The organism is Microbacterium halophytorum, assembly GCF_002970975.1.
GTDB lineage: Bacteria > Actinomycetota > Actinomycetes > Actinomycetales > Microbacteriaceae > Microbacterium > Microbacterium halophytorum.
Window position 1 is genome coordinate 614,896 of the sequence record NZ_KZ672982.1, and the last position, 12,814, is coordinate 627,709.

Annotated in this window: 11 protein-coding genes and 1 tRNA gene; 6 read left to right on the top strand and 6 right to left on the bottom strand. The window is 69.1% G+C overall.

Annotated features, from left to right (window positions below; translation table 11 throughout):
* Positions 1-97: 97 nt before the first annotated feature.
* From C0010_RS02950 to C0010_RS02960, 3 genes are all read right to left on the bottom strand, one after another.
* A complete protein-coding gene (locus tag C0010_RS02950; RefSeq protein WP_232531699.1) occupies positions 98-1,072 on the bottom strand; it encodes a ribose-phosphate diphosphokinase in 975 nt (324 codons plus the stop codon).
* Positions 1,073-1,106: 34 nt separating this feature from the next.
* Positions 1,107-2,564, bottom strand: a complete 1,458-nt coding sequence (glmU, locus tag C0010_RS02955; protein WP_105565512.1) for a bifunctional UDP-N-acetylglucosamine diphosphorylase/glucosamine-1-phosphate N-acetyltransferase GlmU — start codon at positions 2,562-2,564, stop codon at positions 1,107-1,109.
* Between the two features lie 4 nt (positions 2,565-2,568).
* Positions 2,569-2,640: transfer RNA gene (locus C0010_RS02960), tRNA-Gln, on the bottom strand.
* A 61-nt stretch (positions 2,641-2,701) separates the two neighbouring features.
* Here C0010_RS02960 and C0010_RS02965 point away from each other — a divergent pair.
* Together C0010_RS02965 and C0010_RS02970 are read left to right on the top strand one after the other, a co-directional pair.
* Complete coding sequence (locus tag C0010_RS02965; RefSeq protein WP_105565513.1) at positions 2,702-3,199, top strand: MarR family winged helix-turn-helix transcriptional regulator; 498 nt, start codon at positions 2,702-2,704, stop codon at positions 3,197-3,199.
* Positions 3,199-5,034 carry an ABC-F family ATP-binding cassette domain-containing protein gene (locus C0010_RS02970; RefSeq protein WP_105565514.1) on the top strand — a complete coding sequence of 612 codons (1,836 nt, stop codon included), beginning with the start codon at positions 3,199-3,201 and terminating at the stop codon, positions 5,032-5,034. Before C0010_RS02965 ends, C0010_RS02970 begins: the two co-directional genes overlap by 1 nt.
* Positions 5,035-5,044: 10 nt before the next feature.
* Here the strand turns inward: C0010_RS02970 and C0010_RS02975 are convergent, their stop codons facing one another.
* Genes C0010_RS02975 through C0010_RS02980 form a run of 3 tightly spaced genes read right to left on the bottom strand, consistent with a single transcriptional unit; the run spans position 5,045 to position 6,663 of the window.
* Complete coding sequence (locus C0010_RS02975; RefSeq protein ID WP_105565515.1) at positions 5,045-5,389, bottom strand: YciI family protein; 345 nt, start codon at positions 5,387-5,389, stop codon at positions 5,045-5,047.
* On the bottom strand, positions 5,386-5,658 hold the full coding sequence (locus tag C0010_RS15390) for a hypothetical protein (RefSeq protein WP_324999450.1): 273 nt from the start codon (positions 5,656-5,658) through the stop codon (positions 5,386-5,388). The genes C0010_RS02975 and C0010_RS15390 overlap by 4 nt, the downstream gene beginning before the upstream one ends.
* A 30-nt stretch (positions 5,659-5,688) precedes the next feature.
* Positions 5,689-6,663 carry an RNA polymerase sigma factor gene (locus tag C0010_RS02980; protein WP_324999451.1) on the bottom strand — a complete coding sequence of 325 codons (975 nt, stop codon included), beginning with the start codon at positions 6,661-6,663 and terminating at the stop codon, positions 5,689-5,691.
* Positions 6,664-6,835: 172 nt separating this feature from the next.
* On the opposite strand from C0010_RS02980, the gene C0010_RS15350 reads away from it, so the two are divergent.
* The 4 genes from C0010_RS15350 (at position 6,836) to C0010_RS02995 (ending at position 12,777) form a co-directional block, all read left to right on the top strand.
* Positions 6,836-6,967 carry a hypothetical protein gene (locus C0010_RS15350; protein WP_267893870.1) on the top strand — a complete coding sequence of 44 codons (132 nt, stop codon included), beginning with the start codon at positions 6,836-6,838 and terminating at the stop codon, positions 6,965-6,967.
* Between the two features lie 238 nt (positions 6,968-7,205).
* Positions 7,206-9,788 (top strand): polysaccharide pyruvyl transferase family protein, encoded by a 2,583-nt coding sequence (locus tag C0010_RS02985; RefSeq protein ID WP_105565516.1) that lies wholly within the window; start codon positions 7,206-7,208, stop codon positions 9,786-9,788.
* 63 nt (positions 9,789-9,851) lie between these two features.
* The gene (locus tag C0010_RS02990) at positions 9,852-11,639 is read left to right on the top strand and encodes a glycosyltransferase family 2 protein (protein WP_105565517.1); all 1,788 of its coding nucleotides are present in this window, start codon (positions 9,852-9,854) and stop codon (positions 11,637-11,639) included.
* A 181-nt stretch (positions 11,640-11,820) separates the two neighbouring features.
* Positions 11,821-12,777 carry a glycosyltransferase gene (locus C0010_RS02995; RefSeq protein ID WP_105565518.1) on the top strand — a complete coding sequence of 319 codons (957 nt, stop codon included), beginning with the start codon at positions 11,821-11,823 and terminating at the stop codon, positions 12,775-12,777.
* The last annotated feature ends 37 nt before the right edge of the window (positions 12,778-12,814 follow it).

Genomic DNA, 12,814 nt, shown 5'->3' on the forward strand with positions numbered 1-12,814 from the left:
CGGCGCCGTTCACCCGGCACGCGCCGCAGCCCCGCCGCGGCGCAGCCGTCCTGCGCGGCAGGCGGACACGCCCTCGTCGCCGGGGGCCGGTGCGCGCCTACGCGGCGCCGTCGAACATGCTCGTGACCGATCCCTCGTCGAAGATCTCGCGGATCGCGCGGGCGAGCAACGGCGCGCTCGAGAGCACCGTGAGGGTCGGGAAGCGGCGCTCCTCGGGCACCGGCACCGTGTCCGTGACGACGACGCGATCGATCGCCTCGTCCTGCAGCCGCTCGACGGCGGGGTCGCTGAAGATCGCGTGCGTCGCACCAACGATGACCTTCTTCGCGCCGTTCGCCTTCAGGGCGCGGGCCGCCTTCGTGATCGTGCCGGCGGTGTCGATCATGTCGTCGACGAGGAGGCACGTGCGCCCCTCGACCTGACCGACGATCTCGCGCACCTCGACCTGGTTGGCGACCTTCGGGTCGCGGCGCTTGTGGATGATCGCGAGCGGCGCGCCCAGCTCCTCCGACCACTGGTCGGCGACGCGCACGCGGCCCATGTCGGGTGAGACCACCGTCAGGGTCTCGGCCTCGTCATCGGTGAACGAGTCGCGGAAGTGATTCAGCAGCACCGGCTTGGCGAACAGGTGGTCGACAGGGCCGTTGAAGAAGCCCTGGATCTGCGAAGCGTGCAGGTCGACGCTCATGATGCGGTCGGCGCCCGCCTGCGCGATGAGGTCGGTGACGAGGCGGGCCGAGATCGGTTCGCGGCCGCGGCCCTTCTTGTCCTGGCGTGAGTACGGGTAGTACGGCACGACGACCGTGACGCGCTTGGCCGACGCGCGCTTCAGCGCATCGAGCATGATGAGCAGCTCCATGAGCTCCTCGTTGACGTTCTGGGAGAACGACTGGATGAGGAACACGTCGCTGCCGCGCATCGACACCTCGAAGCGGGTGTAGATCTCGCCCGACGCGAAGGTGCGGTGCTCGGTCGGGGCGACCTCGATGCCGAGGTGCTCCGCTACCGCCGCGGCGAGCGCGGGGTGGGAACGCCCCGCGACCACCACCAGCCGCTTCTTCGTCTTCGACACGACACCGGGCGCGATGCCCCTGTCGCGGTCGAGCTCAATGCGCTTCTGCTTCTGACCCACCGGCCGCCTCTTCCGTTCGACGGGCCCGAGCGGCCGCTTCGGCCGCACGGGTACCCGCCCTGTTCTTCTCTACCCAGCCCTCGACGTTGCGCTGCGGCGCGACCGTCAGGGCGAGGGCACCGGGCGGCACGTCCTTGCGGACGACGGCCCCTGCCCCGGTCTTCGCGCCGTCCCCGATCCTGACGGGGGCGACGAAGTCGTTGTGCGTGCCCGTGTGCACCTCGTCACCGATCTCGGTGCGGTGCTTGTTCACGTCGTCGTAGTTCGCGGTGATCGCGCCGCCGCCGATGTTGGCGCGCTCGCCGATCGTCGCATCGCCGATGTACGACAGGTGCGGCACCTTGCTGCCGTCGCCGATCTGGGAGTTCTTCGACTCGACGAAGGTTCCGATCTTGCCGCCGTCGCCGAGCGTCGTTCCCGCCCGCACGTACGCGAACGGGCCGACGGTGCTCTCCGCGCCGAAATCTGCGAGCGTCGCGTCGGAGCGCTTGATGACGGCACCGCGGCCGACCTCGCAGTCGACGAGGGTCGTGTCCGGACCGATCACGGCGTCCTCGGCGACCGAGGTCGCGCCCCGGATGTGCGTGTTCGGCAGCAGCGTGACATCCGGCGCCAGCGTCACGGTGTCGTCGATCCACGTGGTCGCCGGGTCCTGCACCGTCACGCCCTCGCGCTGCCAGCGGCGCACGATCCGCTCGTTCAGGATGCGGCCGGCTTCGGCCAGCTGCACCCTGTCGTTCACGCCGAGCGCGACGCGCGCATCCGGTGCGGCGCTCGCGGCGACGATGCGGCCGGCATCCCGGATCATCCGGATGACGTCGGTGACGTAGAGCTCGCCCTGGGCGTTCTCCGCCGAGAGGTTCGGGAGGTGCTCGCGCAGGGCCGCCGCTCGGAACACGTAGACGCCCGCGTTGATCTCGCTCACGGCGCGCTCGTCGTCCGACGCGTCCTTGTGCTCGACGATGCGGTGCACCGTGCCGTCGGCGTCGCGGATGATGCGGCCGTAGCCCGTCGCATCGTCGAGCACCGCGGAGAGAATGGTGGCCTCGGCTTCTGCGTCGCGATGCGCCGCGACGAGCGCGGCGAGCGCGTCGGCCTCGAGCAGCGGCACATCCCCCGAGAGCACGAGCACGTCGCCCGCGAAGCCGTCCGGCAGGGCGTCGACGGCGAGCTGCACCGCGCGGCCGGTACCGGGCACCGCGTCCTGGTCGACGACGACGAGGCCGGGGTGGTCGCCGATCGCCTCGACTACGCGGTCGCGGTCGTGGCGCACCACGATCTCGATGACGGCCGCCTCGAGCACATCGGCCGTGTGCAGGACGTGGCCGACGAGGGGTCGCCCTCCGATGGGATGAAGCACTTTGGGGAGCTTCGACTTCATTCGGGTGCCCTGGCCTGCCGCCAGGATCACAATCGCCAGATCGTCGTGCATCACGCTCCGCCACCAGGATTCGAACCTAGACCTCACAGCTCCAAAGGCTGTCGTGCTGCCATTACACCATGGCGGAATGCGTTCCGGATGGACCGCCCGTCCAGTCTGCCATGTCCCCCAGGGGCGATAATGGACGGATGGCTGAAGAAGACGAGGTCGACCGCATCGTCGGCGCGTGGCGCACCGAGCGCCCCGACCTCGATTTCTCACCGATGGAGGTGCTCTCGCGCGTCGACCGGCTCTCCCATCATCTCGAGCACGCCCGGCGCGCCGCGTTCGGCCGCAGTGACATCGAGCCGTGGGAGTGGGACGTGCTCTCGGCCCTGCGCCGTGCGGGCGAACCGTACCAGCTCAGCCCCAAGCAGCTGCTGCAGCAGACGCTCGTGTCCTCCGGCACCATGACGAACCGCATCGACAAGCTCGTCGACCGCGGGCTCGTGCGCCGCGAAGCCTCCCCCGGCGACGGGCGCAGCGTGCTCGTCACCCTGACCAGAACCGGCCGCACCCGCGTGGACGCGGCCATCACCCGACTCATCGATGCCGAGGCCGACTTGCTGAACTCCCTGTCCCCCACCGAGCGCACCCGCCTGGCCGCGCTCCTCCGCCACCTCAGCGTCAGCGTCGAGGGCGCCTGATGGCGCATCTGCTCGGAGCGGAGGGCCTGCACCAGGAGTTCCCCGCCAAGGTCGTGCTCGAGAACGTCACTGTCGGGCTCGCCGACGGCGACCGCGTCGGCATCGTCGGTCGCAACGGCGACGGGAAGTCGACGCTGATGCGGATCATGACGGGGCTGTCGGAACCGGATGCGGGGCGCGTGACACGGCGCCGCGATCTGCGCGTCGGCATGCTCACGCAGACCGACGAGCTCACCGGCAGCGACTCCGTGCAGCACGCCGTCGTCGGCGACGACGCGGAGCACACGTGGCGCGGCGACGCACGCATCCGGGGCATCCTGCACGGCCTCGTGCGCGACCTCGACCTCGCGGCTCCCGTGTCCACGCTCTCCGGAGGCCAGCGCCGCCGCGTGGCTCTCGCGAAGCTGCTCGTCTCCGAGTGGGACGTGATCGCGCTCGACGAGCCGACCAACCACCTCGACGTCGAGGGCATCACCTGGCTCGCCGAGCACCTGCGCACCCGCTGGGCCCAGAACCAGGGCGCACTGCTGCTCGTCACCCACGACAGGTGGTTCCTCGACGCCGTCTGCACCCGGATGTGGGAGGTGCACGACGGAATCGTCGACCCGTTCGAGGGCGGGTACGCAGCCTACGTGCTCCAGCGCGTCGAGCGCCAGCGCCAGGCCGCCGTCGTGGAGGAGAAGCGGCAGAACCTGATGCGCAAGGAGCTCGCGTGGCTGCGCCGCGGGGCCCCGGCCCGCACGTCGAAGCCGAAGTTCCGGATCGAGGCGGCCAACACGCTGATCGCCGACGAGCCGCCGGTGCGCGACACCGTCGAGCTCGCGCAGATGGCGACGGCGCGCCTCGGTAAGGACGTCGTCGACCTGCTCGGCGCAGGCGTCGCCTACGACGGCCGCGACGTGCTGCGCGACGTGGAGTGGCGCATCGCCCCCGGCGAGCGCACCGGCATCCTCGGCCAGAACGGTGCGGGCAAGTCGACGCTGCTCGGCCTCGTGTCCGGCACCGTCGAGCCGACGAGCGGGCGCGTCAAACGCGGCAAGACGGTGCGCGTGGCGTACCTCGACCAGCGCCTCGCCGAGCTCGACGCCGTGTCGCATCTGCGGGTGCGCGAGGTGCTCGCCGAGCAGAAGGCGAGCTACGTCGCCGGCGGCAAGGAGATGACGCCGTCGCAGCTGCTGGAGCGGCTCGGCTTCCGCTCGAGCGAGCTCTCGACGCCGGTCAAGGACCTCTCGGGCGGCCAGAAGCGCCGCCTGCAGCTGTTGCTCGTGCTGCTCGACGAGCCGAACGTGCTGATCCTCGACGAGCCGAGCAACGACCTCGACACCGACATGCTCGCGGCGATGGAGGACCTGCTCGACTCGTGGCCGGGCACGCTGCTCGTCGTCTCGCACGACCGCTACCTGCTCGAGCGGGTCACCGACCAGCAGTACGCGATCCTCGACGCCCGGCTGCGCCACCTCCCGGGCGGCGTCGACCAGTACCTGACGCTGCGTGCCGAGCAGGATGCCCGGCGAGACGCGGCCGGCGCGGGAGCGTCCGGCCCCGCGTCGTCGACGGCCTCCGGATCGTCGGCGCCCGGAGCCGGCGCCGCGACTTCCGGTGCCGCCGCGATGTCAGGGGCCGAGCGCCGCGCGCTCGAGAAGGAGCTGTCGTCGCTCGAGCGCAAGATCGAGAACCTGCAGAAGAAGGTGGCCGCAACGCACGACGACATGGCGGCGCACGACCACGGCGACTTCGACGGGCTCACGAAGCTCAACGACCGCTTGCGCGACCTGCAGGCGGAGATCGACGACCTCGAGGGGCGCTGGCTCGAGCTCGGCGAGCAGCTCGACTGATCGGCGCGCCCTATTCCCAGGGGTGCTCGACGAGCGGGAGCACGAGGATGCGCCCCTGCGGCGCCGAAGGGTGCTGGGCCATGTAGGCGGCGACGTCCTCGACCGACTCCCCGTCGACGAGGTCGAAGCCGGCGAACCACTCCTTGAACTCCGGGAACGGGCCGTCCGTGACGATGGTGCGCCCTTCGCGCACCATCACCGACTTCGCCTGCTCAGGGCCGCCGACCATCGAGCCCTGCCCGAGCCTGTCGCGCCCGGCTTGTGCCCAGGCATCGAGCATCCGCCTGTCTTCGTCCTCGGGGATCGGGGTTCCGGTCGACTCGGTCATGTGGATGACGAGGAACTTCTCGGTCATGGTCGTGCTCCGTTCTCTGTGGGTACCACCAGCTGATCCCGGCGGCGGCTCAGGTGGGCGGTCTCGGCGCCGTTGCCGGCGAGCGAGATCGCCCGGTCGTAGGCGTCGCGCGCCTCGCCCGCGCGGCCGACGAGCCGAAGCAGTTCGGCGCGCGCCGCGTGGAACGCGTGGTGCCCTCCCAACTGATCGCCGAGCCGCTCCACCAGCGCGAGGCCGACGTCGGGCGAGTCGTACTCCGCGAGTGCGATCGCGCGGTTGAGCGCGACCACCGGGCTCGGGTCGACGACCCGGAGCCTGTCTTAGAGCACGACGATCGCGGCCCAGTCGGTGTCGCGGGCGTGCGGCGCCGAAGCGTGCTCGGCGGAGATCGCCGCGGCCAGCCCGTAGCGCCCGATCGGGCCGCTGGAGATGTCGGCGACGAGCGAGAGTCCCTCGGCGATCATGCCCGTGTCCCACGCACCGCGGTCCTGCTCGTCGAGGCGCACGAGCTCGCCGCTGGCCGAGATCCGGGCGGTGGCCCTGGCTTCCGTGAGCAGCATCAGCGCCAGCAGTCCCGTGGCCTCAGCGCGTTCAGGCGTGCCCACGGCGAAGAGGCCCCGCACCAGCCGGGTCAGGCGGATCGCCTCGCCGGTGAGCTCCGGGCGGAGGGGGCCCTTCCCGTCGCCCGATGCCAGGTACCCCTCGTTGAAGATCAGGTAGAGCACCGCCAGCACTCCGGCGGCGCGCTCCGGCAGGTCGCCGCGCTCCGGGAGCCGGAAGGGGATGCCATCGGCGCGGATCCTGGCCTTCGCCCTGCTGATCCGCTGCCCCATCGTGGTCTCGCGGACGAGGAACGCGTGCGCGATCTCACCGACGGTGAGCCCGCCGACCGCCCGCAGCGTCAGCGCGACGTGCGCCTCCATCGGCAGCGTCGGGTGGCAACAGGCGAACACGAGCCGGAGCCGATCGTCGTCGACGACCCCGACGGGTTCCGGCGGCTCGTCGTCTCGGAGGAAGGCCGCCTCCCGCTGCCTGTCGTCGCGTTTCGCTTCCCTCCGCAGGCGGTCGATCGCCGACCGTGCGGCCGTCGTAGTGAGCCACGCTCCGGGGTTCGGCGGCACGCCCCGCTCGGCCCAGCGCGCGACCGCGACCGAGAAGGCCTCCGCGGCTGCGTCCTCCGCGATATCGAGATCGCCGAATCGGCGCGCGAGCCCCGCCACGATGCGCGACCATTCCTCGCGGTGCGCGCGGACCAGCGCGGCATCGACCCGCTCCGCTTCCGTCGCCCCGACCACGATTCCTCTCCTCCCGAGGCCCCGCCCGTCGCGGCCTCCGCATACGCAACGAACGCGCCCGTACCGATTCGACATCCGGATGAGAAAAACCTCAAGGGATGTCGAAAGCAGCAACCGCCGCACGTCGCTCCTATGAGGGCGGTCACACGAGCCGCCGGAGAGGCGACGAACAATGGACGACGACACGACCCCCGCACAGGAAACCGGCACATGCGCCGATGGCGAGCGCTCATTCGGCGACCGTGTCGCCGGCTTCCTGCTGACCCTGCCTGCCGCAGCTCTGCTTCGCATAGGCCCGTTCTGACCGCGCCGCGGTCGACCGACTGCACCCGGGCGCACCATCCCGAAGCACTGGCGGGATTCTGTGCGCAGGTTCGCAGGTGACGCACATGCCGACGGACGCGTCACACAGGCCCCGGTCACACTGCCTGGGCTAGACTCGCGAGGCGTACGGCGAGTGGACAGCCCTCGCCGCGACGCAGCGAACGGCCCGCCGGCCGGACTCTCGCCAGACACCCTTTGCAGGTAAGGACACAGCGCAGATGGCCGATGCCAAGAAGACCTATGACGTCGCGGTTCTCGGATGGTGGTACGGGAAGAATTACGGTTCGATCCTGACCTACTACGGGCTGAACCGCGCCATCGAAGGCCTCGGGCGCTCCGTGCTCATGGTGCACGAACCGCTCGGGTACAACGGCTACCGCGTCGACTGGCCCGACGACATCCTGTCGATGGAGTTCGCCCGCCGCATCGGTTACAACTACACCGAGCAGCAGCACTTCTCCGAGCTCCCCGAGCTCAACGACGTCGCCAACACGTTCGTGGTCGGCAGCGACCAGCTCTGGAACCCGCTCATCGGCCGCGTCAACGACGACCTGTTCCTCGACTTCGTCGCCGAGAAGAACAACCGCGTCGCCTACGGCACGTCGTTCGGCAACCGCGGCACCAACAAGTTCAAGCCCGACTTCATCGAGAAGCACGCCCCGAACCTGCAGCGCTTCAAGGCGATCTCGGTGCGCGAGAACTACGCGATCGACACGGCGCAGAGCGTCTTCGGCGCCAAGGCGTCCCTCGTCGTCGACCCCGTGTTCCTCCTGCCGACCGAGCACTACGCCGAACTGGCGGAGAAGGCGACCTTCACGCCGCCCGCCGGCGAATACATGACGGTGTTCTTCCTCGACCCGAACGAGCAGAAGCGCGACGCCGCCCTGGCCGTCGCCGACAAACTCGGCTTCGAGAAGATCGTGGTCGTGCCGAACCCCGACGGCGGCCGCGACTCGGTCACGGAGCTGTTCGAGAGCGACCCCCGCGTGGAGATCGTCGCCGAGGATGCCCCGGAGAACTTCCTGCGCGCATACCGCGACGGCAGCTATGTCATCACCGACAGCTACCACGGCACCGCCTTCGCGGCGATCTTCGAGAAGCCGTTCTCGTCGATCTACAACTCGAAGCGCGGAGCCGACCGCTTCAAGAACCTGCTCGGTTCGATGGGCTTCGGCGAGACTCGCCGGATCTTCGAGGACGACACCCCCGAGGACGTCGCGGGCAACGCGAACGTCACGCCCGAGATCGACTTCACCAAGGCGCGGGAGTACATCTCGACCGGACGCACCAGCTCGCTGGCATGGCTGAAGGACGCCCTCGACCCCGAGAAGAAGGCTTCGGCCGCGATGCGGACGCTGCAGAAGCGTGCGCTGCACAACCCCGTGTTCACGACGAACACCGACGCCTGGAGCATCACGAACAGGTCCTCCGGCACCCGCCTGCGCGTGAACCGCGGCGGCGCCATCGTCGGCAATCTCGCTTGGACGGCGCTGCCGGAGCCCCTCGTGAGCGGATCCTACTATCAGATGCGTCTCGACTGGAGCCCGCGCACGACGACCCGCAGGGTCAACCTGCACTTCCGGAACGCCGACACCGGCAAGTTCCGCGTGATCGGCCACGTCGACATGCCGGAGAAGGCCAAGGGCGCGCGCACCGACACGATCATCTTCCGTGCACCGGAGTCGGGCCTGTCGCAGTTCATGCTCGGGGCCCTGCACTTCACGGGCCGCGGCGCGGGCGCCGATGTGCGGTCGATCACGATCGATGAGCTCCCTGCGGCGGGAGCCCCGACGACGAAGGGCGCTGCCTCGGGCGCGGCCCCGGCGAAGGGCTTCGCCGGCCAGGCCCGCGCTCTCGCCCTGAAGGACTACGAGCGCCAGGTGCGGTCGTTCAAGCACTCCCGCACCGCCGAGGGCGTCACCGGCGCCCGCGCGCGCATGTTCTTCCACGCGCACGCGATCGAGAAGGGCCTCACGCACAGCAACTTCCGCCCGGGGTTCGGCAAGATCGCCGTTCCGGGCATCGCCAAGGAGATGAACGCGTGGCTGGCCGCCGGGCACGGCACCGAGGACATCGTGCTCGGCAGCTCCGCCGCGGTCATGAAGGCCTACTTCGACCGCAACGCGCAGACGAAGACCGATGTCTCGCACTTCTGGAACCTCTTCTCGGAGGAGGCCAAGGACGTCATCGAGAACGGTCCCTACGAGGAGGGCGGCGTCCTGCCGGCCAACCAGCTCCGCGAGCGCCCCGTCACGACGCCGAATGACGACCGCACGTTCATGGATGTGATGTACGGCCGTCGCAGCGTGCGCGAGTACACGAAGGAGCCGGTGGCCGACTCCGATATCGCGACCGCCGTCCAGATCGCGATGCAGTCGCCTTCCGTCTGCAGCCGCCAGGGCGGCCGCGTGCATCAGTTCGAAGATCCCAAGGTCATCAAGCAGCTCCTCGACGTGCAGGGCGGCTTCGTCGGCTTCGAGATGCCCCCGCGCCTGCTGCTCGTCACGGCCGACCTCGACGCGTTCCTGTTCGCGCCCGAGCGCAACCAGCCGTTCGTCGACGGCGGCCTGTTCATGATGTCGCTGCTGCTCGGCCTGACGCAGATGGGGCTGGGCTCGTGCCTGCTCAACACCGCGATGGGCACCGAGAAGGAGCAGAAGATCCGGAACCTGGTCGACCTCCCCGAGCACGAGGTGTTCATCGCCTTCGTCGCCGTGGGGCACCACGACGAGCAGGTGCTCGTTCCCCGCTCGAAGCGTCTCGACGCATCGACGGTCCTGCAGCTCCACCACAAGGGCTGATCACGCCGCGGCGCCCGCCGCCACTACTTCTATGTCGACCATCCCGAGCAGGAAGGCGCTCCCGTGAGCCAGAGCCAGGCCGAAGAGCCCACGAGCTACCCGCTGCAGACCGCCATTTGGCCCCAACCGGGCATCTCGACCGAGACTTCGGCGCACTTCCGCCTGAAGGGTTCGGTGGGCGTCTCGCTGACGCAGGGCGGCGCCGATTTCGCCAAGGGCGGTCGGATGAGCACGGCTTCCTACTACAACCTGTTCAACCTCGGCAAATGGCGCAGGAACGCCGGCGATCTGCCGCTCGAGCTCCAGCTGCGGGGCAAAGGACGGTTCCTCCTGTCGATCCATCTCGCGTGTCGGAACCGCTCAACGCAACAGTTGTTCAGCGAGGTCGTCACGCTCGACGGCCTGTTCCGCCAGCCCTTCGCCCCGTACGCAGACGCGTCCACTGATGCGATCGTCTACTTCGAGCTGCGCGCGCTCAGCGACGGCCGACTCGACGACTTCACGTGGGCGACGGAGCAGGCCCCCGTTTCGGAGCCGGACTTGATGCTGTCGGTGACGACGTTCCGGCGCGAGGCAGAGGTCGCCGCCACAGCGGACCGCTTCCGCCGTTTCCGCGCGGAGACGGACCCGCGTGAGAAGGTCCGGATGCTCATCGTCGACAACGGCCGCTCTGCGGAGGTCGACGACGGCGAGGGCATCACCGTGATCCCGAACGAGAACCTCGGCGGCTCCGGCGGCTTCACCCGCGGACTGCTCGCCGGGCGCGCGTCGGGTGCGACCCACGTGCTGTTCATGGACGACGACGCTTCCATCCAGATGGAAGCCGTCAGCCGCACGTGGTGGTTCCTCGCGTATGCGCAGGACCCGCGAACGGCCGTCGCGGGCGCGATGCTGAACGACGCGAAGCGGTGGGAGATGGGCGAGAACGGAGCGCACTTCGACCTCGGGTGCAAGGCGCACTTCGCCGGCCTCGACCTGCGCGAGCGCGAGGACGTCTTCGCGATGGAGTACGACACGACGGCCCCGTTCGGCGGCGACTTCTACGCCGGATGGTGGTTCTTCGCCTTCCCCGTCGCCCAGGTCGAGCACCTGCCGTTCCCGTTCTTCGTGCGCGGCGACGACGTCAGCTTCTCGCTCGTCAACGACTTCAACACGTTCACACTGCCGGGCGTCGCCTCGGTTCAGGAGAGCTTCGTCGACAAGGCGTCGCCGCAGACGTGGTACCTCGACTTCCGCAGCCACCTCATCCACCACCTGAGCCTCCCGGAGAAGGAGCGCAGTTGGAAGGAGCTGCAGAGGATGGTGCTGAACTTCTACCTCCGCACCGCCCTGCGCTTCCACTACGACTCGCTCTCGGCGGTGAACCTGGCGCTCGAGGACGTGCTCCGCGGCCCGGGCTTCTTCGATGAGAACGCCGACATGGCCCAGCGCCGCTCCGACATCAAGGCGATGACCACGACGGAGGCTTGGCAGCCGATCTCGTCGCCGCCGCACCCGCGCCGCACGTTCCTGCCGCGCCCCGTGCGGGCGCTGCTGCTGCTCACTCTGAACGGTCACCTCCTGCCGATCGGCGGGGCCAAGGTGGCGCTCGCTGCAGAACATCGCGAGGACTTCCGGATGATCTACGGCGCGAGCGAGGTCACCTGCCTGAACGTCGACCGTACGAAGGCTTACACCGTGAAGCGCGATCGCGGCCGCTGGTGGCGGGAGAGCAAGCGCCTGCTCAGCAACACGCTGCGGTTGCGCCGCTCTTACGGTCGGGTGCTCCGCGACTGGCGCACCGGCTACGAGGGCATGACTTCCGCAGAGTACTGGGACGACAAGCTCAGGCTCGAGACCGCCGCGAAGTGACGTGTGCAGCCCGCCCGTGCGTCACGGGTCGGCGGCGCAATGCTCCGGCAACATCGAGCCTGTAGGCTCGCCCTGCGCTCCCCGCGATCGACCTGATGGCATCGGGGTTCCCGCCGGATGCATAGGGCGCCAGCGCGAGAATGATGACTGAACCAGCAGTACTTCTGAGAGATCGGCACTCGTGAACGAAACCTTCGACCCGGCGACCGCGACGATCGCCATCGTGACGTTCAACCGTTCGTCGCTGCTGGCACGTCTCTTGTCATCAATCGGCGAGATGGACGTGAAGCCGGGCAGGGTCGTCGTCATCGACAACGCGTCGGCCGATGACACGACCGACGTCGTCGCGGGTTTCCAGGACAGGATCGGCACCGAGCTCGTCTACCGGCGCCTCGCCGAGAACACCGGCGGAGCCGGGGGCTTCAGCGAGGGCATGCGCACCGCGTACGAGCTGGGCAGCGAGTGGATCTGGCTGATGGACGACGACGTCGAGGTCCTGCCAGATGGACTCACGCGCATGGGAGCATGGGCTCCCAAGTTCAAGAGCATCCAGGGCCGGCGCTACGACTACGACGGCAGCGAGTTCTACTGGCAGTACCGCGTGTCGGTCCCCCTCGGCATCCCGATCCCGTTCGCGCCCGCCGATTTCGATTCGCGCGGGTACCGGCCGATGAACTCCGGCTGCTTCGAGGGCATGTTCATCCACCGATCGATCGTCGAGAAGATCGGCCTGCCCGATCCGCGCTTCTTCATCTACTGGGACGACACGATCTACGGCTGGCTCGCGTCGCTGCACACGCGCAGCGTGATCGTGAACGAGTTCGTGCTGCGACGCACCCGCGGCATCAAGCAGTGGGACATGGGCAAGCGACACCTGAACGCGTCGAGCGACCGCTACCGCTACTACATCATGCGCAACCGCGGCATCATGAAGCACTACTACGCGGCGCACGGCAAGTACAACCCGGTCTACTTCCGCCTCGGCACCGCCGCGACGTTCGCGAAGGAGATCATCCGGATCGCCGCCGTCGAGCGCAAGATCACCCGCCAGGGCGTGAAGAATCTGTTCTCGGGCATGCGCGACGGGCGCAGGATCGCGCGCGACCGGTCGTTCCAGGTGATGCAGCCGCTCGTCTGATCACCGCCGCTCGCACAGACGCAGAAGAGTGGGGGGG

Coding starts and splice junctions, on each gene's coding strand:
- glmU (WP_105565512.1), bottom strand. CDS start 2,564: ATGCACGACGATCTGGCGATTGTGATCCTGGCGGCAGGCCAGGGCACC.
- C0010_RS02965 (WP_105565513.1), top strand. CDS start 2,702: ATGGCTGAAGAAGACGAGGTCGACCGCATCGTCGGCGCGTGGCGCACC.
- C0010_RS02970 (WP_105565514.1), top strand. CDS start 3,199: ATGGCGCATCTGCTCGGAGCGGAGGGCCTGCACCAGGAGTTCCCCGCC.
- C0010_RS02975 (WP_105565515.1), bottom strand. CDS start 5,389: ATGACCGAGAAGTTCCTCGTCATCCACATGACCGAGTCGACCGGAACC.
- C0010_RS15350 (WP_267893870.1), top strand. CDS start 6,836: ATGGACGACGACACGACCCCCGCACAGGAAACCGGCACATGCGCCGAT.
- C0010_RS02985 (WP_105565516.1), top strand. CDS start 7,206: ATGGCCGATGCCAAGAAGACCTATGACGTCGCGGTTCTCGGATGGTGG.